This is a genomic window from Persephonella sp., assembly GCF_027023985.1.
Classification (GTDB): Bacteria; Aquificota; Aquificia; order Aquificales; family Hydrogenothermaceae; genus Persephonella_A.
In genome coordinates, this window is the sequence record NZ_JALVTW010000009.1 from 26,570 (window position 1) to 50,854 (window position 24,285).

The window sequence follows — 24,285 nt, forward strand, 5'->3', positions numbered from 1 at the left end:
CCTTTTATTTTTTATCCACATCCACCGATTGTTACTTTGATTGGCTTTTTAGCCATGATAAATGAGCCATCTTTAAGCTCAGCAACAGCATAAACATTCATCGTTTTGGCCAGTCTTATCCTTGTTGCAAAATAAGGTTTCCCATTTTGTGGTGTGAAATGGATACTACATGACCACGGGTCATGGTTTTTGTCTGCGAAAATATGAATTGCTTTTACATCTTCTATTGGTTTTGCTACCTCAACTTTAATTGGAACTACTGCACCGTTCTCTGCAATTGATGGTGCTATGAGCTTTACTTCTTTGGATTCTACAGGTGTTTTACCTTTTGTAATTTCTTTTAGGGCTTCCTCAAAACTTCTTTTCCTCAGCTCAGCTTTAGCCTGAAAACTATCCACCATCACCGAAGGACTTACCAGTATAACTGCTCCGGTGGCAGCAGCCACTTTAAGAAAATCTCTCCTTTTCATCTTTGACCTCCTTTATTTTTCTTCTGTAAAAAATTCATTCATGGATTTTTGTTTGTATGCTCCGGAGTAGAAATATCTGAGTATTTTTAGAAACTCTTCTTTACTCCATGCTCCAAAAAGACTCTTTATTTTTGTGCCGTCAGGTTTAACAAAATGGAATGTTGGAGTTCCCAGATATCCGTATTCTTCCTTTACAAATGCCCCATCTTCACTACACTTACGGACTTTCACAGGAATAAAATATCTATTCACTATTTCCTGCACTTCAGAGGATTTAAACGTGGTTGCTTCCATTTTTTTGCAGTAATGGCATTTTGGGGAGTAAATATAGATTAGAATTATCTTTTTCTCCTTTTGGGCTCTGGAAAATCCATCTTCCAGAGATAACCACTTTATATCTGCGTAAGAAATCCCTGCCATTAAAAAAAACAGAAGAACCACTTTTCTCATCTTTTACTCCAGAGAGAGGATAAATGCAGCAAGTGCACATACATCATCGTATGTAAGCTTTCCGGTTGTAAGATTAACTGTCATTATGTTGTAATAAGGTTCCTTTTTATATTCAGGCGGAATTTGAACTCTGTAGTCTGCTATTCTCTGATAAAGCCATGAGATTGTCTTTTTCTGTCCTCCAAGATAAGGTGCCTTCATAAGTGTGTTTTTGTAATGGGCAAGGTTTGGTCCTATATTTCCACAACCTACAGAACCGGGTGCACAGTGACATGCAACACAGTTTGCAGCTTTTTTGTTGTTAAACAACTTTTTACCGATAGGTGCCATCTTTTTAATGAACTTAGGATTGTCCAGTTTACAGTTAGACGGAACTGCATAATGTCTGGGTCCCGGGGGAATATCTTTTAGCATGATTTCTTTTGCATCAGGATGCTCAAACTGAATCTGTCCAGCTTTGGAATCTGTTGAAAAAACAGATATTGTCAGGATACCTGATAAAAGCAGGTATAGATACTTCATCTGCACAACCTCCTTTTTTCTTCTTTTAAATAGCAACAGATGTGCCAAAATTGATTAAACCGGTAAGTAATTGATGTTTAAGGAATTTTTCAGATGTAAAGGACAGGCTGATAGATTTCTGTCCCAAACGGAACAATTTATAAAAAAGGGACTGTCCCAAATGGGACAATCAGGCTTGGAGCAGACCGAAATTTTTCATCTTTGTTCTAAGTTGTTTTCTTGATATCCCCAGTTTTTGAGCTGCTTTTGTCTGATTCCAGTTTGTTTCTTCAAGGACTTTTAGTATTACCCTTTTTTCAAGTTCAAGGAGATTTAGTTCTCCGGATATTTCCGGTGCCGAAGTTGAGGTTGTTTTATTTTTAGTTATCCTTGGAGGAAGATGCTCAGTTGTAATTACATCATACTGACACATAACAACTGCTCTTTCTATGGCATTTTCAAGCTCCCTGACATTACCTTTCCATTCATAATTCATAAGAACTTCCATTGCATCTTTATCAATATCAACAATATTTTTCCTGTTTATCTGACTGTATTTTTTTAGAAAATGTTTTGCCAGTAATGGAATGTCCTCTTTTCTTTCTCTGAGGGGAGGAACTTTTAGATGAACTACATTTATTCTGTAAAATAAATCCTCTCTAAATCTCCCTTCTGAGACCATCTTTTCAAGGTCTCTGTTAGTAGCTGCAATAACTCTACATCTTACAGGAACAGTATTTGTTCCTCCAAGTCTGTAAAATTCTTTTTCCTGCAAAACCCTCAAAAGCTTAGCCTGTGAGATTGGGTCTAACTCTCCAACTTCATCTAAAAATAATGTTCCATCTGCAGCCAGTTCTATTTTACCTTTTGCATTACCTGTTGCACCGGTATAAGCTCCTTTTTCATGGCCAAATAGTTCATTTTCAAAAAGTTCCACCGGAATTGCAGAACAGTTCAGGGCAACAAATGGTTTGTCCTTTCTGGAGGATAATTTATGTATTGCTTTTGCCACAAGTTCCTTTCCTGTTCCGCTTTCTCCTTCTATTAGCACTGTTGATTCGCTTTTACTTACAATATCTATCTCTTTAAAAAGTTCTTTCATAAGCGGGGATTTTCCTATTATCCCTGCAAACTCTTCTATATTTTCAAAACCATTTTTCTCGGTTTTTTCTATAAGAAAATGAATAATCTTCAAGAGATTTTCTGCATCTATAGGCTTTGATATATAATGGGATGCTCGTTTTCTCATTGCCTCAACGGCACCATCTATTGAGCCATAGGCGGTTATCATAACAAAGGGAGTTTCCTTGTCCTTTTCCCTAAAATACTGAAGAATCTCCATTCCTGTTCCATCTGGTAATCTGTAATCACTCAAGATAATATCAAATCTACCGGCTGCAATATGTTTTAAAGCTTCCTTTTTGTTCTCGGCAGTTGTTACCTGAAAATTCTGGTCTTCAAGGAACTTTTTAATTACTTTAAGAATGCTTTGCTCATCATCAATTAATAAAACTCTGTAACCCATGGTCTGCTCCTTATTAATTTTTATAATAATTATAAAAATTGACACTACAATATGTAAATATATTTTTTATATTAAACATAATTCAATTTACAGGAGGTTGCCATGAAAAAATTAGTTTTATTGGTTTTTCTGCTGATTATTTCTTTTTCTAAAGGAGAAGAGCAGGATGTGGCAAAGATAGTAATAGACTTTCGTTCAGGGGATTTACATATATTTGAAAACTATCTGATAAACGGTCTTGCAAACAATATCCAGTATTATAGGGACAACCTTAAGGAGTTAAAAGTCGTAGTAGTGGTACATGGAGATGGGTATAAATTTTTCATAAAAAATTTAGACAAATCACCTTATAAGGATGAAGTTCAACTTAAGAAAAAACAGAAGGAGTTAAAGGAAAGATTAGAAAATCTGGTGAAATTTTATGGAGTGAGATTTGAGATGTGTAAGGCAGGAATGAAGGCAAGGGGAATATCTGAGGATAATATCTATCCATTTGTGAAACCTGTTTATTCAGCACTTGTTGGGCTTGTTAACTGGCAAAACAAAGGATATGCATACATGGTTTTCCAGTAAGGAGGATTTAAAATGAGAGTGTTAATTGCTTTTATGGTCTTTGTTTTTATGGTTTTTGCAGCAGAAAAAGGTGCAAAGCTGGAAATATCTGACAGCACATATCCTTCTTTGAAAGTGGTTTACGACTGGAATCTATCCAGACCTGAAGATGTAGATAAGGCCTTAAATTTTATCAGCAACCATATAAAAGCATATAACCAGTATGCACCATTGGAAGAGGTCGAGATAGTTGTTGTTAGTCACGGTGCAGAAGTTCCTGTTTTTGCTAAACAGAATGAAAAATATTTCAAAAAAATAGTTGAGAGGATTAAAAACTTTCATGACTCTTATGGTGTAAAGTTCTACATCTGCTATAACGCTGCAAGGGCTTTCGGTTTTGATAAGGAAGATTTTCCCTCTTATGTGATACTCACACCTGCTGGGGTTGCAAAACTGGCAGCACTGCAGGAAGAAGGATATCGTCTTGTTCCGGCTGTAGTTCATGATTTTGAACCTATAAAAAAGAAATATGGTAAGCAAAAATGAGACCTGCTGCCGCTTTCCTTTTGTTTTTTTCCTTGTTTTTTTCCTCCTTAGCTTCTGAACGGCTGCTTCTGGCCGTTCTTTCTTCAGGAAGTCCTGTTCAGGAATATAAAAAATTCAAAAATTTGTCTGCTTACCTTGAGGAAAAACTGAATAAAAAAGTTGAGCTTAAAATATTTGGCAATTATGAGAATCTATTGAGATATTACGATGAGCATTTTGTAGATGTTTCTATAGTATGCCCTGTTGTTTACTACAAAATACTTGAAAAACATAAAGTTGATGCAGCTGCAGTAGTTAAGATTAAAGGGGATATTATGGAAGCAGGGGTAATTGTTGCAAGGAAAAATGGAGATATATCCTCCATAAAAGATTTAAAAGGTAAAAAGATAACCCTTGGCAGTAGTATATGTGCCAGTAACTGTATAATGCCCCTCTATGTTCTAAGCAAAAATGGCATTAAATACACAGATATATCTGATATGTGGAGTTCTGGAAGCGATAGGGCAGCAATACTTGCCGTCATCTCAGGTCTGGCAGATGCAGCAGGAGTCAAGGAAGAAAGTGCTTATAAATTTTTAGGAAGGGGCATAAAAATAATTGCCAAATCCCCCTCTGTCCCAAGATATATTGTAGTAATCAACAAAGCTTTACCTGAAAAAGAACAAAAACAGATAAAAAATGCTCTCTTTTCTTTGAAAGAAAAAAATCTACTTGGAAAAATAGGTATTGACGGATTTGAAAGACCAAGTCCTGAAATGTTCAGTATAGTTAAGGATTATAATGATATACTATCTCAATACCCATTACTGAAGTAAAGTATGAGACTAAATTTTATTAAAAAACTATCTATAAGATGGAAAGTAGCCCTTGCCACATCATTTTATATACTACTTGTTCTTTTAGGGGCAATTTTTTTCACAGCCTTTAGCTTTGAGCAAAAACTACTCAAAGAAAAAAATCAGAGCATTGTTGAAAATATCAAAAACATAATAGAAAGCTATAAAGATAGCTTCGTCCTGAAAAATCTTGACAGAATTGATGAAATGACCCGGAAAATTGACAATCTACCCTCTGTATTTTTTGTCAGAGTGCTGGACGCAGAAGGAAGGGTTATAGGAGATACAGACCTGTCAAATCTTGGAACTATAAAAAAGGAGCTCCTGAAAAATATTAAAGGCAAGCCCCAGATTAAAAAGAAAGAAAATATAGTTTCATTTTACTATCCGGTCAAAGTAGATTCAGATACTATAGGCTATGTGCTAACAAAATACGACCTGAATATACTCAAAGCAACTATAGACAGGGAAATTTTTAAGATACTTGTTCAAACCTTTGTAATTGCTGCCATGGTTATCGGTGCCTCATTTTTAGGTGTTTTTCTAATATCAGGACATATGGTTAAGCCCCTTATAGACCTGAAAAATAAAATATCCGGAATTACAACATCCTATATAGACAGTTCAAAACTTGACCTTAAACCTGTTATATATACAAAAGATAAGAACTGTGTAAAATCCCTTTCCGGAGAATGCTGGCTTGTTTCAGAAAAAGGCAGTGAGATACTTCTTGATTTAGGGGATATCGCTCTCAAAGAATGTTCAACCTGTGAAAAATTTAAACAGCTTTCAGGGGACGAGATACAGCAGTTAAACTACTCATTTTATATGATGGTCGCATCTTTAAAGGATTATCTTAGAAAATTAGATGAAGCCCATAGAGAACGGGAAACTCTCAATTGTATGGCAACTATGGGAGAAATGAGTGCAAAAATAGCCCATGAAGTAAAAAATGCCCTGTATGCTATAGGAAATGCGGCAAATTACCTGAGAAACAATATAGACAATGAACTGGTTAAAGAGTTTTCAGGGGTCATAAAGGACGAAGTTAACAGACTTAACAAAATGACAGTATCATTCCTGAACTTTTCAAAACTGATAGAGCCACAATTCCAGCCTGGAAACATAAACCAAGAGATTAAAAATTCAGCTATGCTTCTAAAACCGGATATGGATGATGAAGGAATTCAGCTCATTATAGAAACAGACCCAAATATGCCGGAATTTGAGTTTGATAAAAATCTTATTAAGCAGATGCTTTTTAATCTGATATTAAACAGTATAGATGCCCTGAAAAACAAAAAAGGTGATAAATTTATAAAAATAAAAACCGAATATATAAAACTAAGGGACAGGGATATAGCAAGAATAATTATTGAGGATAATGGAGAGGGAATTTCCCGGGAAAATAGGGAAAAAATATTTAAGCCCTTCTTCACCACAAAACAAAAAGGAACGGGACTGGGACTGCCTATGGTTTATAAAATTGTTTTCAGCCATAATGGAACAATAAGCATGGATTCAGAAGAAGGAAAAGGCACAATATTTACTATAGATTTAAGGATAAAATGAAAAAGATAATTTTAGCGTTTATTTTACTATTTAATATTTCTTTTGCCTTTGAACAATGCCTGAAGTTATTCAAAAATGAAGAATTCCTAAAAGCCCAGCAATGTTTTTCACAGGTAAAATATACAGACCCTTTATATCCCTATGCTCTCTATTACCTGCTTAAAACCAAAGTTTATACAGGGGAAAATTATGCTGATTTACTACCCCAAATGGAAAAATTTAAAAACACTGCTGTTTATAGCTATTTTTATTTATATCTTGCTTCTATAAACAGGTATAAAAACCCTCAGCTTGCCTTTGAATACTGGTCAAAAATAGACAAGGATGCACTTTTTAAGGATGATATTCCGTTTTACTACTACCTGAAATACCGGATTGATAAGGCTTTAAAAGTAGACCCTATAGAAGACGCAAAAGATATATCTCTTTATTTTCCTTATGACAGGTTTTACGGCTATCCGGTGGTTTTTGAAAATATAAATTCTTTATCTGAAAATGAAAAATTTAATGTTTTAGACAGACTTGCAGCAAAAAGAATGTTCACAAAGGCAATATATCTGCTTCCATATATTAAAGATGGTCAAAAAAAATATCTTTATAGCGCCGTTTTATATATGAAAAATAGGAAATATACTCAGGCCGAATATTTTATTTCTTTACTTGAAGGTAAATACAGAGCTTCTGCAATCTATTCATACATATTTTTTCAGAGAAAAATGTCAGAGAAAAAAAGATATTTTAAAGAGCTGCTAAAATACAATGACAAAAAGTTAGTCCAAAAAGCAGCAAACTATCTGATGAAAAAGAGTTTTTACCGCCAAAACTACAAGGATTTCTTTTACTATGCACAATTTATCCCCCGAAAAAGCGGATATTACTCAAATAGACTATGGTTTTTGTTCCTTTACTACTACATACACGGCAAAAAATACAAAGCAGCAAAAATACTTGAAAAAAATACAAGATATTTTTCAGAAAAACCTAAAATCTACTACTGGCTGTATTTGTCTTACAAAGATACAAATAGGGCTAAAGCATACAAATATTTAAGGAAAGCTGCAGGGATAAAACTGTTAGATTTCTATGTTATCCGAGCCAGAGAAAAATTAGGACTACCGTTATTTGAAGGAAAACCTATGTTCCTGAAGTTCTACCAGAACAAAAACCTTGATATGATTGCAAAGCTAAAACCTATAGATTACAAAGCTGCCTATATAGAAGCCAGATATTTTATGAAAAAGCATGGAGTAGAATCTATAGTCAATGTATTTCCAGAGCTGGCAGCTAGAAAATTAGCAGATAAAAAATACCTTGTTCGTTACTCATACCCAAAACCATTTACACAATATACAAAAGATAATTTTGTCTATGCCATAATGAGACAAGAAAGCTTCTTTGATCCTTATGTAATTTCCTTTGCTAATGCTGTTGGGCTTATGCAGATAATCCCCTCAACTGCAAAATGGATAGCAAAACAGAAAAAAGATAAAAATTTTGATGTTGTTCAGTTATTTATTCCCCAGAAAAATATTGATTATGGTGTATGGTATATAAACTACTTAAAAAATATTTTTAAGGATAATTTATTCTATGTCGCTGCTGCTTACAACGGAGGTGAAGGGACTGTAAGAAGGACACTTAAAAGATATAAAATTAGAAATATAGAAGAATTTATTGAGCTTTTACCTTACAGAGAAACAAGGTATTATGTAAAATATGTTTATAGGCATTTCCAAGCCTATAATACGCTTTATAGGAAAAAATAATGTTTACCGGACTAATTGAAGAAATAGGAAAGATACAGGAAATAAAACCTAAAACAAACGGAATAGAGATTAAAGTTTCAGCCCGAAAAGTTCTTGAAGATTCCCAGATCGGAGATAGCATAGCTATAAATGGTGTGTGCCTAACCATAACAGAACTTGGGAATGATTATTTTAAATTTGATGTATCGCAGGAAACCCTTGACAGGTCAACATTTAAATATCTAAAAAAAGGAGATTATGTTAATCTGGAAAGGGCGTTAAGGCCTTCTGACAGGCTGGGAGGTCATATTGTTCAGGGTCATGTAGATACTGTAGGAGAAATCAAAAGTATTATTCCTAAAGGGGAGCATACGGAATTTGTGTTTACATTTCCTTCTAAATATTCAAATCTTATTGTGGAAAAGGGTTCAATTGCAATAGATGGTATTAGTCTAACCATTAATTATATTCAGGACAATAGTTTTTCTATTAATATAATCCCCCATACAATACAAAACACAAATCTCCAGTATAAAAAAATAGGGGATAAGGTTAATATAGAGTTTGATATACTCGGCAAATATGTAAACAGAATACTTGGTAAAACTACAGAAAATAACCTTGAAAAACTACTTGAGAATTTTTAAAAATGGCAAAAAAAAAGAAAAAACAAAAACCATACGGAAACGTAAAACCTAAAAACTACAGAGCAATATATGAGGAAAAGTTTTATAACATTCTCTTCCAGCTAAGATATCCTTTAATGACTGTTATTTTCTTTACAACCTTAGGCGTTTTAATGCTTATGATTTTAAACAACAAAAGCGATGGAGAAAGTGTTCTTAATTACTTTTTCCATACAATAATCACATTTTCCACCGTCGGATATACAGAAGGATACGATGTTGACCCTCAGCATCTTATGATAAATAGATTTTTCACAAGTATTTTTATTATTATCACTCTGCCTCTTGTTTATATGTATGGCCTTGTAATGACTGTTAATGTGTTTTTGACAAATAATATTGATGAAATCTTTAGATACTGGAGGATGTATAAAAGGATGGAAAAATTAAAAGACCACTATATAATCTGCCATTTTAATGGAATTACAAAGGAGGTTATGAAAAACCTTAAAAGAAGAAAAATCAAATATGTCCTAATTGAACCTGACCCTGCCAAAGAAAAGGAAATAATTGAGTTCGGAACAGAGTTTTATGTGATTGATGAACCTCATAAAAGGTCGGTTCTCCTTGGTGTAGGGATAGAAAAAGCCAAAGGATTAATCACAGCATTTGAGGAAAACACACAGGATATATCCGTAATAGTTACTGCAAGGCTAATCAGACCTGATAAGGATAACTTCTATGTATTCTCTACTGCTACAACCGAGGGTGCAGCTGAGAAGATGAAATTACTTGGTGCCAATGAAGTTATTGTGCCGGACGTTGCTGTTGGAAGAAGAATAACTTCTTTTGTTCTACATCCACCATCTCCTGTGCTTTCAGGTTTCCTTGAAAAGATTGCTTATGGAGAGAGAACAGATATTGACATCATGGAAATAAGGGTTGAACCAAATTCTGACCTGATAGGCAAAAAACTCAAGGATATCCATATGAGACAGGAAACAGGGGCAACGATTGTAGCAATTATCAGGGAAGATGGAAAGATGAAAATAGCCCCTTCAGGAGATACACAGATAAAAGAAGGAGATACCCTAATCGTTTTAGGACACCCTAAAGCTCTCAAAAGGGCTGAAGTTTTCTTTGAAGAACATACACAGGAAGAAAATGAAAAAGAAGAGGTAAAGGCAAATGATTAATTGGGGAAAGGTATGGTCAGACTTTTTTATATTTCTTGCTCTTACCAGTAATGTTGGTTTTATATTCAGTCATGACCCTTATCAACTTGTTATTGCAATAGGTGTTAACTTACTTGCTACTGTTTTAAAATTTGGAGCTAAGAAAATACTTGCAGCAGAACTACTGGCAACTGCGTTTGTTGCAGATTTACACTTGATACCTGCAACTATTCTTTATTTTACAGGAACACACGTTCCACTTGCTATCGGTCTCGCGATTGGGGCAGCTGTTGCTAACGTAATTTCAATAATAATGCTAATTATAGAAGTGATATTTGAATACAAACGAGAAGAAGAAGAGTAATTACAGTATTAACATCGCATCTCCATAAGAAAAAAAACGATATTTTTGCTGGATTGCTTCATTATAAGCTTTAAAAATAAATTCTTTACCTGCAAAGGCAGATACAAGAAGTATCAATGTAGATTTAGGAAGATGAAAGTTAGTTATTAGAGCATCTACCATTTTGAATTGATATGGAGGGTATATGAATATATCGCTGAACCCCTCCTTTTTTCCTGTTTGTGCATAAGTTTCCAGAGTTCTAACAACTGTTGTTCCAACAGCTATAACCCTTTTGCCTTTTTCTTTTGTTTCCCTAATTGCTTGTAGAGTTTCCTCAGGTATTTGGTAAAACTCCTCATGCATTTTATGTTTTGTTATATCTTCTGTTTGTATAGGTCTGAATGTTCCCAGCCCCACATGGAGAGTGCAAAAAGCTTTTTTAATTCCTTTTTTTTCAAGTTTCTTTAAGAGCTCCTGTGTAAAATGTAGTCCAGCCGTCGGAGATGCTACAGCCCCTTCCTTTCTGGCAAAAACAGTCTGATAGGTTTCTTTATCTCTTTCCTCGTCTTCCCTTTCTATATAAGGAGGCAGAGGGATATGGCCGTATTTGTTTATAAGCTTTTTTATATTATCCCCGATTAGTTTTACTCTGGCTTTTCCTTCCTGATATTTTTCCAGTAGAACAGCTTTAAAATCCTCTCCAATTATTACTTCCTGTCCGGGCTTTAATCTTTTTATATTTTTGATTAAAACTTCCCATTCATTGTCTGTGTAAGGTCTAAGGAGAAGGATTTCTATTTTGGCACCTGTGGTTTTTCTGCCTATCAATCTTGCAGGTATAACCTTTGTATCATTTAAGACCAGTAAATCTCCCTCTTCCAGATAATCTACAATATCCCTGAATATCCGATGTTCTATTTTCTGGGTTTTCCTGTCCAGAACCATAAGTCTGCAGCTATCTCTTGGCTCTACAGGATACTTTGCTATAAGCTCTTCTGGAAGATAGTAATCGTAATCTGATAGTTTTATCATCGCGATATTTTTGATAGTAGTATGAATATTAAGGATAAAACAATACTTATTAGAATTGATGTGGTAATCGGGAAGTAAAACACAAAATTATCCCTTTTTATATAAATATCCCCCGGTAGTTTCCCGAGTCCAAAGGGTAGTTTTTCAAAAAACATAATGATTAGCCCTAAAACCACTATAAAAAGCCCTATGATAACAAGTGTTTTTCCTATACCTTCCATTTTTCCTTCTTTAAGTTAGTTTCTTAGCGAATTAAAAAATATACTTTATTTTTTCTGTTTCAACAAAGTTTTTTCACAATATTTCACATAGCTTTCAGGGATATATAACTCTTCCTTTCCATTTTTTATAACCATTTTTATATGGGTTTTATGGGTTTGGACATAATTTGCAAGACATTTAATCATTTTTTTGTCTTTTATAGAGCTTAGTTTTACTGTTTTTTCTTCGGCCACTACTGGTAAAGCTATCAGTAAAATCCCAGCTAATATCTTCTTCATTGTCCACCCCTTAAAACTTCTTTATAAGCTTATTTTATAACTAAAAATTGTTAAATATATCAACAAAATAATGTTGTCATTGTTATTTTCTGATTTTAGTTTTAAAATTATTGCTCAAAGTTGTTAATAAAAAATTAGTAATAAATAAATTATCAATTGGGGGTAAGTCAAGATGAAAAAAAGAAAATTATTAGGTGCTGTTTTACTGGGGGGAAGTTTATTCTTCCTTGGAAATAGTGCCGATGCTCAGGACATTTCCCATTATCAAAAAGTCGCACTGATGAATTGTTGTGATGGTGATTTAGACGGCGATGGTGTTGATGATTATGGAGACCTTTGTCCTGGAACACCAAAAGGTGCTCCGGTAAATGAATACGGTTGTCCAAAAGATAGTGATAAAGATGGTGTTCCAGATTACAGAGATAAATGTCCACACACACCAAAAGGTCTGAAAGTTGATACAAACGGATGTGCACCTGATAGTGATAAAGATGGGGTTCCAGATGCACTTGACAAATGTCCGGGAACACCTGCAGGCGTTAAGGTAGATGAAAAAGGCTGCCCTGTGGATAGCGATAAGGATGGTGTAACAGACGACAAAGACAAATGTCCAAATACACCGGCAGGTGTTAAGGTTGATGCAAACGGATGTGCTTTAGACAGTGACCATGATGGAGTTGCTGATTATAAGGACAAATGTCCTGACACTCCAGCAGGAGTAAAAGTTGACGCAAATGGTTGTCCATTAGATAGCGATGGAGATGGAGTTGCAGATACACAGGACAAATGTCCAAATACACCAGCCGGTGTTAAAGTTGATGCTACAGGATGTCCACTGGACAGCGATCATGACGGTGTTGCTGATTACATGGACAAATGTCCAAACACTCCTGCCGGTGCCAAAGTAGATGCAAACGGTTGTATGATGGAAGTAAGACTTGAAATACACTTTGATACAGATAAGGCTGTGGTAAAACCTGTTTATTATCCTGAGATAGAAAAAGTTGCAAAATATCTTAAAGAACATCCAGATGTAAAAATTGAAATTCAAGGACATACAGACAGCACAGGCTCAGCTAAATATAACCTCAGACTTTCTCAAAAAAGAGCAGAAGCAGTTAAGGAAATCCTCGTTAAGAAATACGGTATTTCCCCTGACAGAATAATTGCAAAAGGATACGGGGAAGCTATGCCAATAGCTCCAAATAATACACCAGAAGGAAGGGCTAAGAACAGAAGGGTTGTAGTTAAAATAATAAAATAAGCTTTTTAGGGGACGGTCAGTCCCCTTTTTCTCTTATGTATTACTTTTTTATCTATGCCTTTTTCTCTCTGATTTCAGGCATTCTCCTGTCCACCTTATATTCATTTAGCATTCCGGTTTATATCCCTCTATCTTTACTACTTATCTCATTTTTTATAGATTTACGAATTTCTAAAGTCATTATTTTCGTTTCTATATTCTTGCTGGGAATTGCTTTAAACAAATCTCCAAAAATACAGGATACTTACATAAATCCGGCCTTTATTCAGTGTAAGGTTTCTTCTATACCTTATTTTTCTGAGAGATTTACGGTTTTTCCCTGTTATGTGTTTAACAGCGATAAAAATTTTTTGAAAAACCAAAAGATTACTGTTTATCTAAAAGAGGAAAACAGACAGATATTCCTTTTTTCACAGGTAAGCTTTTTTGGTAAAGTTTTGATTGAAAATAAAGAAATCAAAGCTATGGCCTATAAAAATTTTATTCAAGTTAGAAATAACAACTTTTATCTTTTTGCAAAACTAAAAAACTTTCTAATAAACAGATATAGCTTGTCTTCTTTGAATAGCAGGACTTATAATCTCGGACTTGCACTTATATTTGGAGAAAAAGGATATCTAAGTTACAAAGAGAAAAACAGATTTATTAATGCAGGAACATCACATCTACTTGCAATTTCAGGAATGCATATCGGAATTATCCTATCCTTGATACTTTTCTTATTTTCATTTAACCGGAGATTGTCTTACGGTATAGGAATTGGGCTGCTCTCAGTATATCCATTCTTCACAGGTCTTCATATTCCGGTAATCAGAGCATCAATAATGGGTGTGCTTTATTTAGTGTCCAAAATAAAGTATCTGAAAGTAGAACCTATTAATATTCTCTTTTTTGTTGGTTTTGTTGTTTTGATATTCTCTCCGAAAGCTATATACCAGCCGGGTTTTCAGCTTTCTTTTATTGCTGTTTTGGGAATTATTCTCTATCTAGAATTGATACTAAAAAATTTTAAAAACAGATATATCACCTGGATTTATCAGTCTATTATGCTTTCCATTATTGCTACAATTTTCACTGCTCCTGTGGTTATGTATCATTTTGGTAAATTTTCTATTGCAACAATTCTGGCAACACCTGTGCTTATACTAATCTTATTTCCCTATTTGTTTTTCTCAATCATAAACCTTTTTACTTTTTTTAGCATTGCTCTCCTTGTAAAAATAATGGATTTAATTGGGTATTTATTCTTAAAAACTAATGATTTCTTTGCAGGGCTGGGACTTTCTCAAAATGGCTTTGCTCCATCGCTTTTAATGGTGATTATTTTTCTCTTACTTGCAACAGGAATTAGATTTTTGAAAATACCTGCTTTAATAAAGGCTATACTGCTTATTTTTTCATTTTTAATATTTGTGGATTTAAGCTACGTCAGGGATAATTCTTACAGAATTTTTGTTTTCAAAAAACTAAAAAGGCCTGACTGGATAGTTATTTCCCCTTATGGTGAATGTTTTGTAAGTAAAAAATCCGATGCTATTCTTTCTGTTGCCAATAAAAATGGCTGTAAAAAAGTATATTCCCGTAGATTTTTAAAATTTGCTGAAACTACAACAGATATAAAAGTGATTAAGAATATAGTAGAAATAAATGGCAAATTAATAAAGCTGAAAAATGAGAATTATTCGGTAAAAGTCCAGCCTAATGATAATTAGTAAAGTATAAATATCCAAAATATATTGCCGCTATTAGAGCAAGGAAGAATATCAACTTAGAGAAAAATCTAAGTGTCATTCCTGCAAATCTAAGAAATAAAATAAATATCATTATTGCTATTGCTATTAGTGTGTAACTACCTTCAGGTGTATCCACCATTTTATTTGCAGGTGGAGGAAGTATCTTTTTTACATACTCTTTGAAGTCTTTTTTCTTTTCTTCCACAAAACCGCTGAAAGCTTTTTTTAAGTGCTTTTTATCCCCATAAATATCAAGTGGATCCATTAACTATAGGAACCTCCCTTTTTATAATTTTATAATTCTAATATAAAAAATTGTTTTACAAAAATTAAATTATATAATTATTAAACATCCTCAAACCAAAAGCGAGGTTAAAGATGGCTACAATATCTTATCGGATAGATGAAATTTTTGAAAAAGTTCTAAATAAAGAAAGGATTTCTAATGAAGAAGCTCTTTTTCTTTTAAAAGAGGCTGACCTTTTGACACTTGGTAAACTGGCAAACTATGTTCGGAAAGAAAAACATCCTGATGATGTTGTTACATTTGTTGTTGATAGAAATGTAAATTACACAAATGTATGTGTTGCAGGATGTAAATTCTGCGCATTCCAGACAAAAAGGAATGCCCCTGATGCTTATCTTCTGGACTTAGATGAGATTTTTGCAAAGATACAGGAGCTTGTGGACTGGGGCGGGACAACTCTACTGATGCAAGGAGGACTTAATCCAGACTTAAAACTGGATTTCTATGTGGAAATGTTCAGTAGAATTAAAGAAAAATTCCCGCAAATACAGGTTCATTCCTTATCTGCAGCTGAGATTTTATACATATCAAAGCTGGAAAAAATGACCACTAAAGAAGTGTTAAAAATCTTACATGAAGCCGGCCTTGATAGCCTTCCAGGAGGTGGTGCAGAAATACTTTCAGATGAAATAAGACAGCAGATATCATACGGTAAAGTATCTGCAAAACAATGGCTTCAGGTTCATAGAGAAGCCCATGAACTTGGGATGAAAACCACAGCAACAATGATGTTTGGGCATATAGAAAAACCGGAACATATAATTGAGCATTTAAGCTACATAAGGGAATTACAGGATGAATCTTTAAAAAATAACAAAGGTTATTTTACAGCATTTATCCCATGGACATTCCAGAAAGGAGGAACACAACTTGACCATATAGATACTGCCACAACAGTTTATTATCTAAAGGTTTTGGCAGTTTCAAGGATATATCTGGATAATTTTGAGAATATCCAATCATCACACGTAACTCAAACAATGAAAATAGGACCTGTAGGACTACACTTTGGCGCAAATGATTTAGGTAGCACAATGATTGAGGAGAATGTGGTGGCTTCTACCGGATGGAAAGTTGCAGCACCGAGACCTGAAAAAATGGCGGATATCATAAAAAAGGCCGGTTTCAAACCTGCCCAGAGGGATACATATTACAACATTGTTAAATATTTCTAACAATTTCTATATAAGAAACAAAGACAACAGAAGCAAATATAAGAGCGTCTATTCTGTCTAAAATCCCGCCATGTCCGGGGATAAGGTGGGATGAATCTTTTTCTCCCACCTGTCTTTTTATAAAACTTTCAAATAAATCTCCTATCTGCATAAAAATAGCTGCCAGAATAACAGGAATAATAAAGCTTATCAAACCAAAAAAATAAGCAACCAGCCCACCGGCAACAACTGAACCTATAAAACTACCTATAGCACCTTCCCATGTCTTTTTAGGAGAAAGTCTTGGGGCAAGTTTATGTTTTCCTATAGCTTTTCCCACAAAATAAGCCATCGTATCTCCAGCCCATACAGTCGCAAACAAAACGAATATCAGATATCTGTTCTCTTGATGGAGTATTGCTATAGCAGAGATAAAAAAAACAGCATATATAAGGCCTGTTATTGAAGCACCAAGAGTTTCCAGTTTATAAAATTTATTTGCCACGTAAAATCCATAAAGAAAAATGATAAACAGAGATAAATAAGCAGAAACAAAAAGTAAAGCAATTGAAGATAAAAATCCGATAACAGCGGCTTCAACAGGGTTTAATTCAGAATATTTCTTTGATAAAAGGTGAAAAACTTCCCATGTGCCAATTGAAGCAATCACAGCAATAGCTATTTTAAAAGCCCAGACAGGCAAATATAAAACGGCTGCAATTGCAATTGCAGCCAGAATAATACCGGATATGGTTCTTACAGCTAAATCACCCATTAAGTCAGAACCTTTCCAAACCTTCTCTCTCTACTTTGATATTCATAAAGTGCCTTTAAAAATTCTTCCCTATTAAAATCAGGCCAGAGTGTTTCCGTAAAGTAAAACTCTGTATATGCAGTCTGCCAGAGCATAAAATTGGATATTCTTTCTTCACCGCTTGTTCTTATTAATAAATCCGGTTCCGGCATTTCAGGTATATATAAAAACTGTTTAAAATCTTCCTCTGTTATATTCTGTTTTCCACTTTTTATAGCCTTATTCACCGCATCAATTATTTCTGCCTTTCCACTGTAATTAAGGGCAACAACAAAATTCATTGAACCACATTCTTTTGTAGCTTCTTCCCCTTCCTCAACAGATTTTTTAATCATCTCCGGAAGCTCATCAATTCTTCCCATAAAACGCAGTCTGATATCCCTTTTTATAAGCTCCGGAACTTTTTTATTTATATACTCAACAAGCAAAGACATTATCGCCTCAACTTCTTCTTTAGGCCTGCCCCAGTTCTCTGTTGAAAATGCAAAGACTGTCAGCCATTTTATTCCAACATCTCTGGCAAAATCTATAACTTCTTCAACCCTTTTGGCACCCTCCCTGTGCCCAAAAACCCGTGGTAATCCCCTTCGTCTCGCCCATCTTCCATTTCCATCCATTATAATGGCAACATGCTCAGGGATTTTATACAAGTTTTCCATTTTACTGGATTACCTCTAATTTTTTACGTGCCAGTTCTGCTTCTTCTGTATCAGGAAACTTTTGGATAATCTTCTGATAAAGCTTTATAGCCTTATCTATTTCTCCTAATTTTTCAAGGGAAAATCCTTTTTTAAGCATTGCAGCAGGAAGTTTATTACAATCTTTGATTTCTCCTGTTTCACACCCTTTGATAAGTTCATCAAATTTTTTAATAGCTTCTTCATACTTTCCTTCAACATAATAGGTTTGACCTACCCAGAAAAGAGCATTATCATACAGTTCTGAATCTTTATATTTTTTAACAAACTCCTGAAATGCTTCCCGTGCTTCTTTTATCTTTCCTTTGTAGTAGTTATCTAAACCATATTTATATAATTCCTCCGGATTTTGAGGAAATTTGACTTTTTCCTCCCCTTCACGTGGAAGGTTTTCAATAGGTGCACCTGTTGGTTTTTCAAAGGTTTTCATTTTTTGTATTTCTATAGCATTCTGAGATGCTACTTTTGAAACTTCATCAACTCTTCTGGAAAGATTAGAAATATCAGATTCCATTTTAGATTGCTTCTCTTTAAGCTGAGAAACCTCCTGCTTAACTTCTATCAATTCCCTTTGAAGGGTGTCTATCTCTTCCTTGTTTGCACATCCTGCAACAATCACAGCTGCAGCAGGCAGTAAAACCAAATATTTTTTCATTTTTACCTCCCTCTTAAATACAATATATGCAATTTTTTTTCGGCAAATATCATAATCTGGTTAGAAATTTAGTGTATAGTTTATATATTTTACAGAAAAATGATTAGCTGGAGGTTACAACATTTTGAAAATAGGAGTAATCAGTCTTGGCTGTCCTAAGAATCTGGTTGATACAGAGCTTGTTTTAGGAAAATTAAATGCATCTAAGGTTGAAATAACACCGAATTTAAAAGAAGCAGATGTAATTCTTATAAATACCTGTGGATTTATAGATGCAGCAAAGGAAGAGTCTATAAACACAATTCTTGAAGTAGCACAGCTAAAGGAAAAAGGAAATAAAAAAATAATTGTTACAGGATGCCTTGTTGAAAGATACAAAAATGAACTGGAAAAAGAAATTCCGGAAGTTGATATGTTTATAGACCTTAAAGAAGAATTAATGATTCCGGAAAAATTAGGATTAAAACCTGAGAAAAATATAGACCTGTATCAAAACAGATTAATAACCACACCTTCTCACACAGCATACCTGAAAATATCAGAAGGATGTGACCATACCTGCGCTTTCTGTGCAATCCCTTCAATAAGGGGAAAACACAGAAGCCGTTCAATAGAAAGTATAGTTGAAGAAGCAAAGGCTTTAGCAGACAAAGGAGTAAAAGAGATTAATATCGTGTCCCAAGATACCAGCTTTTATGGAATTGACCTGTATGGGAAACCAATGTTATGGGAGCTTATATCTAAGCTTGAAAAAATAGAAGATATAAAATGGATAAGACTTTATTACCTTTATCCTACAACTGTAAACGAAGAGTTTTTCAAAAAAATGGCAGATAGTGACAAAGTCGTTAAATACCTTGAAATGCCTATCCAGCATACAGAAGACAAACTTCTAAAAGACATGATGAGAGGATACAGAAAAAACAGAATAGAAAAAATTCTTGAATGGAAAGAAAAATACATACCGGAAGCGGCAATAAGAACTGCTGTTATAGTCGGATTTCCAACAGAAACAGAAAAAGATTTTGAAAATATGAAAAGATTTATACAGGAAGCTAAATTTGACTGGCTTGGGGTCTTTACATATTCACATGAAGAAGGAACACCTGCTTATAAACAATTTGAGGATATAATCCCTGAAGAAGAAAAAATAAGAAGGAAAAATGAGATAAATCTTGTGCAAGAAAAAATAACAGAAGAAAAAAATAGACAGCTTATCGGAAAAGAAATGGAAATCCTTGTTGATGGATTTTCTGAAGAGTGGGAAACTCTCCCTGTAGGAAGGACTTACAGGTCTGCATTTGATATAGATGGAATTACATATATTGAAACCACAGAGCCTATAAAACCTGGAGAATTTGTAAAAGCCAAAATAAAGGATGTTGTTGATATCGTTGATACTGTAGGAGAGGTTATAGATTGATATCTATTTTCAAAAAATGTAAAATTTTCAGCGGATTTTAGATATTTCAGGAGGAATTATTGAGAAGGATAAAAGACCTTAGACCTATAAAATTTGAAAACGATACTCTTTATGCTATAAATCAACTACTTCTTCCTGAAGAGCTTAAATGGGAAGAACTTAAAACCTATCAGGATGTAGCAAAAGCGATTAAAGATATGATTATCAGAGGGGCTCCATTAATTGGAATAGTGGGGGCTTATGGTTTTGCAATTGGAATAAAGCAATTAGTGGATGAAAGAAAAGATTTTTCAGAGGCTCAAAAAATCCTTGATACCCTAAAAAACACACGGCCAACTGCTGTAAATCTCTTCTGGGCACTGGATAGGATCTGGAATAAGTTTGAAAAGTATTTAAATCAAAATAAATCTCCAGAAGAAATCGTAAAACTCCTATTTAAAGAAGCAAATAGAATAGAACTTGAAGATTACCATGCCAATAAATCAATAGGAGGGTACGGACAGGTATTGCTTCCACAAAAGGCAAATGTCCTAACCCACTGCAACACCGGTGCTCTTGCAACGTCTGGCTGGGGAACGGCACTGGGAGTAATAAGAAGTGCCTATGAAGAAGGAAAAGATATTACCGTTTTTGTTGATGAGACAAGACCATATCTACAAGGGGCAAGGCTAACAGCATGGGAATTAGTTTATGAAGAAATTCCCCATTATTTAATTACAGATAATTCTGCCGGTTTTTTAATGGCAATGGGAAAAATAGATGCAATTATCGTAGGTGCAGATAGAATAACCAGGAATGGAGATGTAGCCAATAAAATCGGAACATACTCACTTTCCGTTTTAGCAAAGGAACATAACATTCCATTTTATGTTGCTGCACCAACTTCAACATTTGACCTTGAAACAGCCTCAGGAAAGGATATAGTTATAGAAGAAAGGTCAGAAGATGAAGTTAAAAAATGTGGAGGATGTGATATAGCTCCAGAAGAGACAAAAGCCATTAATTATTCCTTTGATATCACCCCTGCAGCTAACATTTCTGCAATAATTACCGAAAAAGGAATAATATCCCACATAGATGAAGAGCATATTACAAAATTCTTAAAGTTTAGAGGTTAACTATGAAGGTAGTAGCCATAGGTGGTGGGACAGGATTATCTTCACTACTTAGAGGAATAAAACATCTGGTTCCGGATACAATACAGGAGCTTTCTGCAATAGTAACAGTTGCAGATAACGGTGGAAGCTCTGGAAGACTCAGAGAAGAAATGCAAATACCTGCCCCAGGAGATATAAGAAACTGCATTGTAGCCCTTGCCGAAGATGAGGATATTCTGGCAAAGGTTTTTCAATATAGATTTTCTGAAGGAGAAGGTCTAAAAGGACATAGTTTTGGAAACCTGTTTTTATCTGTTTTAACTAAGATAACAGGAGATTTCCTTGAAGCTGTTGAAATCACATCTGATATCCTTAAGATTAAAGGTAAAATTATCCCATCTACAGACCAAATTGTTGATATAGTTGCAGAGTTTACAGATGGCGCTGTAATAAAAGGAGAAACCCAGATTACAGAATACGGCAAAAAGCTAAAAGGCAAGATTAAAAAAATCTGGATGGAACCTTCCGACGTAAAAGCCCCTGAAGAAGCAATTAAAGAAATCAAAAATGCCGATGTGATAATTCTGGGACCCGGTAGTTTGTTCACAAGTATAATCCCAAACCTGCTGGTAAAAGATATTAAAGATGCAATATTAGAAAGTAAAGCATACAAAATTTATATCTGTAACGTTATGACCCAGTATGGGGAAACTGACCAGTTCACAGCTTCAGACCATATAAAAGCTATCCATAAAGTTGTAGGGAAACCATTTATAAATGCTGCAATAATTAACACCAAAATTCCACCGGATAAACTGCTTAAAAAATATTTGAAAGAAAATGCTGAACCGGTCACAGCAGATGCCGGGAATATATCCAGAATGGGAATAACAGTATACGCTGAAGATTTACTGAATGTCGGAGACTATGTAAGACATGACCCTGAAAAATTAACCGCTGTTCTTGTTAAAATATTTAATCAGATAAAACATAAAAGCATTGTTTAATGGATAGATACCTTTCAGAATTTGATACAAAAACACTACCAGAAATAAAAACAGATACGGTAATAGTAGGAGCAGGTCTGGCAGGGCTAACAGTTGCATATCAACTTTTACGTCTTGGAATAAAACCTCTGATTATAACCAAAAAACCTCCGGATATATCAAACTCATTTCTTGCACAGGGCGGTATAGCCGCTGCTATTGGCAAAGACGATGATCCTGAATACCATTATATAGATACAATTAAAGCAGGAAAGGGACTATGTATTGAAAAAAATGTCAGAGTCCTGGTTGAAGAGGGATTAGAAAGGGTTATAGACCTTATAAATTTAGGTGTCCCTTTTGATAGATATAACGGGGAAATCCTACTTACTAGAGAAGGAGCCCATTCCCATAGACGGGTTTTACATATAAAAGATAAAACAGGTGCACAGATAAGCTCAACAATATATAACCTTGTTAAAGACCAAATTAATCTTTATACAGGATACTATCTTGAAGAAATTCTTACTGCAGATGATATATACACAGGAATAATAATCAGCAACGGAAAGGAAAAAAAATTAATAAGAAGCAAATCCTTGGTTCTCGCAACAGGAGGCTACAGTCCTATATACAAAAGAAACACATCGGCATATAACATATCAGGGGATAGTATATCTGCTGCCTATAGGGCAGGATGTATTCTCAGAGACCTTGAGTTTATTCAGTTCCATCCTACAGCACTTTATGTTGAAGGGTATCCTGCATACCTCCTAACAGAAGCACTTAGAGGAGAAGGAGCACTACTTATAAATGAAAAAGGGGAAAGATTTGTAAATGAGATGAAACCCCGTGATGAAGTTTCAAGGGCAATTTTTAACCAGTATAAACAGGGGCACAAAGTATTTTTAGACCTGAACCCTCTTAAAGAAAAAGGAATAAGTATAGCAAAAAGATTTCCAACAATATATGCCCTTATTACAGAATTTGGTTTTCAAGACAGTTTAAAGATTCCTGTAAGTCCAGCAGCACATTATTCAATAGGAGGAATAAAAGCTACAGCAAACGGAAAAACAAACATTCAAGGATTTTTTGCTGTCGGCGAGGTATCCTGCACCGGCATTCACGGAGCAAACAGACTGGCAAGTAATTCTCTCCTTGAATGTGTTACATTTGGATACAAAACAGCATATTCAGTTTATACTTATAATCTGTATTCCGAAATAAAAAATGTTCATATTAAGAGTAGCTTAGGCTTAGATAGAGAAATGTCCCATAAACAAAAACTTGAAATCTTGGCAAAAATCAAAGAAATAATGTGGGAAAATGTAGGCCTTGAAAGGTCTGAAGACACTTTAAAAACGGCACTTGAAGAAATCAAAGAAATTCAGGAACAACTAAAAAAATTCTCAAACGTTAGATATTTACTTGATTTGACATATTTATCAGAGGGTATAATATTATCAGCATTAAGCAGAAAAGAAAGCAGAGGAACACATTACAGAATAGATTTTCCTGAAGAAAAAGAGGAATACAGAAAACATACAACAACTTATAATAATTTAAAAATAAAACTGGAGGTAGATTAGTCATTCAGGAGTTAAGAATTAATAACCAGATTAGAGCAAAAGAAGTAAGGCTCATTGACGAGAAAGGGCAGAACTTGGGAATTGTTCCTATTGAAGAAGCACTTAGACTGGCAGAAGAGAAGAACCTTGACCTTGTAGAAGTATCTCCAAATGCAAATCCCCCTGTATGCAAGATAATGGATTACGGGAAATACAAGTTCGAACAGAAGAAAAAAGAAAAAGAAGCCAAGAAAAAGCAGAAAGCCAAAATGCAAAATGTCAAAGAGATTAAATTTAGGATAAAAATTGAAGACCACGATTATCAAACAAAAGTAAGACACATTAGAGAATTTATTGAGCATGGAGACAAGGTCAAGGTATGGATATGGTTCAGAGGAAGGGAGAATGTTCATCCAGAATTAGGAGAAAAACTCGCCAACAGAATTATTGAAGATGTTTCTGACATAGCCAAAGTAGAAAAACCACCTAAAAAAGAAGGGAGAAACATGCTGTTTACCCTTGTTCCAAAAACAAATAAATAGACATAGATTGCCCTGACATTTGTCAGGGCAGAGTTTTACAATAGATAAATGGCAAAATTTGATAGAACTTTAAGAGATATAATCCAAAACATACCCCAAAAGTTTATAAGCATTCTAACAGGTAAAAAAGGCTCTAAAATCCTTGATAATACTTTTCCCTCCACTAAA

Annotated in this window: 27 protein-coding genes; 16 read left to right on the forward strand and 11 right to left on the reverse strand. The window is 34.5% G+C overall.

Features of this window, described 5'->3' with window-relative positions:
* Positions 1–11: 11 nt before the first annotated feature.
* The 4 genes from soxY to MVE07_RS01705 form a co-directional block, all read right to left on the reverse strand.
* On the reverse strand, positions 12–470 hold the full coding sequence (gene soxY / locus MVE07_RS01690) for a thiosulfate oxidation carrier protein SoxY (RefSeq protein WP_297453149.1): 459 nt from the start codon (positions 468–470) through the stop codon (positions 12–14).
* A gap of 12 nt (positions 471–482) precedes the next feature.
* Positions 483–920 carry a thioredoxin fold domain-containing protein gene (locus MVE07_RS01695; protein WP_008289453.1) on the reverse strand — a complete coding sequence of 146 codons (438 nt, stop codon included), beginning with the start codon at positions 918–920 and terminating at the stop codon, positions 483–485.
* A gap of 3 nt (positions 921–923) precedes the next feature.
* Complete coding sequence (gene soxX / locus MVE07_RS01700; protein WP_008289454.1) at positions 924–1,442, reverse strand: sulfur oxidation c-type cytochrome SoxX; 519 nt, start codon at positions 1,440–1,442, stop codon at positions 924–926.
* Positions 1,443–1,611: 169 nt separating this feature from the next.
* A complete protein-coding gene (locus tag MVE07_RS01705; RefSeq protein WP_297453154.1) occupies positions 1,612–2,946 on the reverse strand; it encodes a sigma-54 dependent transcriptional regulator in 1,335 nt (444 codons plus the stop codon).
* Between the two features lie 102 nt (positions 2,947–3,048).
* Here MVE07_RS01705 and MVE07_RS01710 point away from each other — a divergent pair, with 102 nt between their 5' ends.
* From MVE07_RS01710 to MVE07_RS01745, 8 genes are read left to right on the forward strand one after another with little or no spacing between them, the layout of a single operon-like run.
* Positions 3,049–3,519: a DsrE family protein gene (locus MVE07_RS01710; protein WP_297453156.1), complete on the forward strand. Its 471-nt coding sequence runs from the start codon at positions 3,049–3,051 to the stop codon at positions 3,517–3,519.
* Positions 3,520–3,531: 12 nt separating this feature from the next.
* On the forward strand, positions 3,532–4,044 hold the full coding sequence (locus MVE07_RS01715) for a DsrE family protein (RefSeq protein ID WP_297453158.1): 513 nt from the start codon (positions 3,532–3,534) through the stop codon (positions 4,042–4,044).
* A complete protein-coding gene (locus MVE07_RS01720) occupies positions 4,041–4,859 on the forward strand; it encodes a phosphate/phosphite/phosphonate ABC transporter substrate-binding protein (protein WP_297453160.1) in 819 nt (272 codons plus the stop codon). The genes MVE07_RS01715 and MVE07_RS01720 overlap by 4 nt, the downstream gene beginning before the upstream one ends.
* Positions 4,860–4,862: 3 nt before the next feature.
* Positions 4,863–6,452: an ATP-binding protein gene (locus MVE07_RS01725; protein WP_297453162.1), complete on the forward strand. Its 1,590-nt coding sequence runs from the start codon at positions 4,863–4,865 to the stop codon at positions 6,450–6,452.
* On the forward strand, positions 6,449–8,218 hold the full coding sequence (locus tag MVE07_RS01730; protein ID WP_297453164.1) for a lytic transglycosylase domain-containing protein: 1,770 nt from the start codon (positions 6,449–6,451) through the stop codon (positions 8,216–8,218). Before MVE07_RS01725 ends, MVE07_RS01730 begins: the two co-directional genes overlap by 4 nt.
* The gene (locus MVE07_RS01735; RefSeq protein ID WP_297453166.1) at positions 8,218–8,844 is read left to right on the forward strand and encodes a riboflavin synthase; all 627 of its coding nucleotides are present in this window, start codon (positions 8,218–8,220) and stop codon (positions 8,842–8,844) included. Before MVE07_RS01730 ends, MVE07_RS01735 begins: the two co-directional genes overlap by 1 nt.
* Positions 8,845–8,846: 2 nt before the next feature.
* Complete coding sequence (locus MVE07_RS01740; protein ID WP_297453168.1) at positions 8,847–10,019, forward strand: potassium channel protein; 1,173 nt, start codon at positions 8,847–8,849, stop codon at positions 10,017–10,019.
* Entirely contained in the window at positions 10,012–10,362 is a 351-nt protein-coding gene (locus MVE07_RS01745) for a DUF6394 family protein (protein WP_297453170.1), read from the forward strand. The genes MVE07_RS01740 and MVE07_RS01745 overlap by 8 nt, the downstream gene beginning before the upstream one ends.
* On the opposite strand, the gene queA is transcribed toward MVE07_RS01745, so the two are convergent.
* The 3 genes from queA to MVE07_RS01760 are packed head-to-tail and all read right to left on the reverse strand — an operon-like array spanning position 10,363 to position 11,876.
* On the reverse strand, positions 10,363–11,373 hold the full coding sequence (gene queA / locus MVE07_RS01750; RefSeq protein ID WP_297453199.1) for a tRNA preQ1(34) S-adenosylmethionine ribosyltransferase-isomerase QueA: 1,011 nt from the start codon (positions 11,371–11,373) through the stop codon (positions 10,363–10,365).
* Positions 11,373–11,597, reverse strand: coding sequence for a DUF2905 domain-containing protein (locus tag MVE07_RS01755; protein ID WP_297453172.1), 225 nt, complete (start codon positions 11,595–11,597; stop codon positions 11,373–11,375). The genes queA and MVE07_RS01755 overlap by 1 nt, the downstream gene beginning before the upstream one ends.
* Before the next feature lie 45 nt (positions 11,598–11,642).
* Positions 11,643–11,876: a hypothetical protein gene (locus MVE07_RS01760; protein WP_297453174.1), complete on the reverse strand. Its 234-nt coding sequence runs from the start codon at positions 11,874–11,876 to the stop codon at positions 11,643–11,645.
* Positions 11,877–12,048: 172 nt separating this feature from the next.
* Here MVE07_RS01760 and MVE07_RS01765 point away from each other — a divergent pair, with 172 nt between their 5' ends.
* Both MVE07_RS01765 and MVE07_RS01770 read left to right on the forward strand, forming a co-directional pair.
* Complete coding sequence (locus MVE07_RS01765; protein ID WP_297453176.1) at positions 12,049–13,140, forward strand: OmpA family protein; 1,092 nt, start codon at positions 12,049–12,051, stop codon at positions 13,138–13,140.
* A 35-nt stretch (positions 13,141–13,175) separates the two neighbouring features.
* A complete protein-coding gene (locus MVE07_RS01770) occupies positions 13,176–14,852 on the forward strand; it encodes a ComEC/Rec2 family competence protein (protein WP_297453178.1) in 1,677 nt (558 codons plus the stop codon).
* Here MVE07_RS01770 and MVE07_RS01775 read toward each other — a convergent pair.
* Complete coding sequence (locus tag MVE07_RS01775) at positions 14,839–15,138, reverse strand: hypothetical protein (RefSeq protein WP_297453180.1); 300 nt, start codon at positions 15,136–15,138, stop codon at positions 14,839–14,841. The two genes, MVE07_RS01770 and MVE07_RS01775, sit on opposite strands and share 14 nt — an antisense overlap.
* A 113-nt stretch (positions 15,139–15,251) precedes the next feature.
* On the opposite strand from MVE07_RS01775, the gene mqnC reads away from it, so the two are divergent.
* Positions 15,252–16,355 carry a cyclic dehypoxanthinyl futalosine synthase gene (gene mqnC / locus MVE07_RS01780; RefSeq protein WP_297453182.1) on the forward strand — a complete coding sequence of 368 codons (1,104 nt, stop codon included), beginning with the start codon at positions 15,252–15,254 and terminating at the stop codon, positions 16,353–16,355.
* On the opposite strand, the gene MVE07_RS01785 is transcribed toward mqnC, so the two are convergent.
* The 3 genes from MVE07_RS01785 to ybgF are packed head-to-tail and all read right to left on the reverse strand — an operon-like array spanning position 16,342 to position 18,501.
* Positions 16,342–17,109, reverse strand: coding sequence for a phosphatidate cytidylyltransferase (locus MVE07_RS01785; RefSeq protein ID WP_297453184.1), 768 nt, complete (start codon positions 17,107–17,109; stop codon positions 16,342–16,344). The two genes, mqnC and MVE07_RS01785, sit on opposite strands and share 14 nt — an antisense overlap.
* A complete protein-coding gene (locus tag MVE07_RS01790; protein WP_297453186.1) occupies positions 17,109–17,807 on the reverse strand; it encodes an isoprenyl transferase in 699 nt (232 codons plus the stop codon). The genes MVE07_RS01785 and MVE07_RS01790 overlap by 1 nt, the downstream gene beginning before the upstream one ends.
* Before the next feature lies 1 nt (position 17,808).
* Complete coding sequence (gene ybgF / locus MVE07_RS01795) at positions 17,809–18,501, reverse strand: tol-pal system protein YbgF (RefSeq protein ID WP_297453188.1); 693 nt, start codon at positions 18,499–18,501, stop codon at positions 17,809–17,811.
* Between the two features lie 124 nt (positions 18,502–18,625).
* Between ybgF and rimO the strand changes: the two genes are divergently transcribed.
* Genes rimO through infC form a run of 5 tightly spaced genes read left to right on the forward strand, consistent with a single transcriptional unit; the run spans position 18,626 to position 24,117 of the window.
* Positions 18,626–19,924, forward strand: coding sequence for a 30S ribosomal protein S12 methylthiotransferase RimO (rimO, locus tag MVE07_RS01800; RefSeq protein ID WP_297453190.1), 1,299 nt, complete (start codon positions 18,626–18,628; stop codon positions 19,922–19,924).
* Between the two features lie 59 nt (positions 19,925–19,983).
* On the forward strand, positions 19,984–21,042 hold the full coding sequence (gene mtnA / locus MVE07_RS01805; protein WP_297453192.1) for an S-methyl-5-thioribose-1-phosphate isomerase: 1,059 nt from the start codon (positions 19,984–19,986) through the stop codon (positions 21,040–21,042).
* Positions 21,043–21,044: 2 nt separating this feature from the next.
* A complete protein-coding gene (locus tag MVE07_RS01810) occupies positions 21,045–22,028 on the forward strand; it encodes a YvcK family protein (protein ID WP_297453194.1) in 984 nt (327 codons plus the stop codon).
* Positions 22,028–23,596 (forward strand): L-aspartate oxidase, encoded by a 1,569-nt coding sequence (gene nadB, locus MVE07_RS01815; RefSeq protein WP_297453195.1) that lies wholly within the window; start codon positions 22,028–22,030, stop codon positions 23,594–23,596. Before MVE07_RS01810 ends, nadB begins: the two co-directional genes overlap by 1 nt.
* 2 nt (positions 23,597–23,598) lie before the next feature.
* Positions 23,599–24,117: a translation initiation factor IF-3 gene (gene infC / locus MVE07_RS01820; protein WP_297453201.1), complete on the forward strand. Its 519-nt coding sequence runs from the start codon at positions 23,599–23,601 to the stop codon at positions 24,115–24,117.
* The last annotated feature ends 168 nt before the right edge of the window (positions 24,118–24,285 follow it).

What these genes read in the sequence shown, in the direction of transcription:
- soxY (WP_297453149.1), bottom strand. Translation starts at nt 470, where the DNA reads ATGAAAAGGAGAGATTTTCTTAAAGTGGCTGCTGCCACCGGAGCAGTT.
- MVE07_RS01695 (WP_008289453.1), bottom strand. Translation starts at nt 920, where the DNA reads ATGAGAAAAGTGGTTCTTCTGTTTTTTTTAATGGCAGGGATTTCTTAC.
- soxX (WP_008289454.1), bottom strand. Translation starts at nt 1,442, where the DNA reads ATGAAGTATCTATACCTGCTTTTATCAGGTATCCTGACAATATCTGTT.
- MVE07_RS01705 (WP_297453154.1), bottom strand. Translation starts at nt 2,946, where the DNA reads ATGGGTTACAGAGTTTTATTAATTGATGATGAGCAAAGCATTCTTAAA.
- MVE07_RS01710 (WP_297453156.1), top strand. Translation starts at nt 3,049, where the DNA reads ATGAAAAAATTAGTTTTATTGGTTTTTCTGCTGATTATTTCTTTTTCT.
- MVE07_RS01715 (WP_297453158.1), top strand. Translation starts at nt 3,532, where the DNA reads ATGAGAGTGTTAATTGCTTTTATGGTCTTTGTTTTTATGGTTTTTGCA.
- MVE07_RS01720 (WP_297453160.1), top strand. Translation starts at nt 4,041, where the DNA reads ATGAGACCTGCTGCCGCTTTCCTTTTGTTTTTTTCCTTGTTTTTTTCC.
- MVE07_RS01725 (WP_297453162.1), top strand. Translation starts at nt 4,863, where the DNA reads ATGAGACTAAATTTTATTAAAAAACTATCTATAAGATGGAAAGTAGCC.
- MVE07_RS01730 (WP_297453164.1), top strand. Translation starts at nt 6,449, where the DNA reads ATGAAAAAGATAATTTTAGCGTTTATTTTACTATTTAATATTTCTTTT.
- MVE07_RS01735 (WP_297453166.1), top strand. Translation starts at nt 8,218, where the DNA reads ATGTTTACCGGACTAATTGAAGAAATAGGAAAGATACAGGAAATAAAA.
- MVE07_RS01740 (WP_297453168.1), top strand. Translation starts at nt 8,847, where the DNA reads ATGGCAAAAAAAAAGAAAAAACAAAAACCATACGGAAACGTAAAACCT.
- MVE07_RS01745 (WP_297453170.1), top strand. Translation starts at nt 10,012, where the DNA reads ATGATTAATTGGGGAAAGGTATGGTCAGACTTTTTTATATTTCTTGCT.
- MVE07_RS01755 (WP_297453172.1), bottom strand. Translation starts at nt 11,597, where the DNA reads ATGGAAGGTATAGGAAAAACACTTGTTATCATAGGGCTTTTTATAGTG.
- MVE07_RS01760 (WP_297453174.1), bottom strand. Translation starts at nt 11,876, where the DNA reads ATGAAGAAGATATTAGCTGGGATTTTACTGATAGCTTTACCAGTAGTG.
- MVE07_RS01765 (WP_297453176.1), top strand. Translation starts at nt 12,049, where the DNA reads ATGAAAAAAAGAAAATTATTAGGTGCTGTTTTACTGGGGGGAAGTTTA.
- MVE07_RS01770 (WP_297453178.1), top strand. Translation starts at nt 13,176, where the DNA reads ATGTATTACTTTTTTATCTATGCCTTTTTCTCTCTGATTTCAGGCATT.
- MVE07_RS01775 (WP_297453180.1), bottom strand. Translation starts at nt 15,138, where the DNA reads ATGGATCCACTTGATATTTATGGGGATAAAAAGCACTTAAAAAAAGCT.
- mqnC (WP_297453182.1), top strand. Translation starts at nt 15,252, where the DNA reads ATGGCTACAATATCTTATCGGATAGATGAAATTTTTGAAAAAGTTCTA.
- MVE07_RS01785 (WP_297453184.1), bottom strand. Translation starts at nt 17,109, where the DNA reads ATGGGTGATTTAGCTGTAAGAACCATATCCGGTATTATTCTGGCTGCA.
- MVE07_RS01790 (WP_297453186.1), bottom strand. Translation starts at nt 17,807, where the DNA reads ATGGAAAACTTGTATAAAATCCCTGAGCATGTTGCCATTATAATGGAT.
- ybgF (WP_297453188.1), bottom strand. Translation starts at nt 18,501, where the DNA reads ATGAAAAAATATTTGGTTTTACTGCCTGCTGCAGCTGTGATTGTTGCA.
- MVE07_RS01810 (WP_297453194.1), top strand. Translation starts at nt 21,045, where the DNA reads ATGAAGGTAGTAGCCATAGGTGGTGGGACAGGATTATCTTCACTACTT.
- nadB (WP_297453195.1), top strand. Translation starts at nt 22,028, where the DNA reads ATGGATAGATACCTTTCAGAATTTGATACAAAAACACTACCAGAAATA.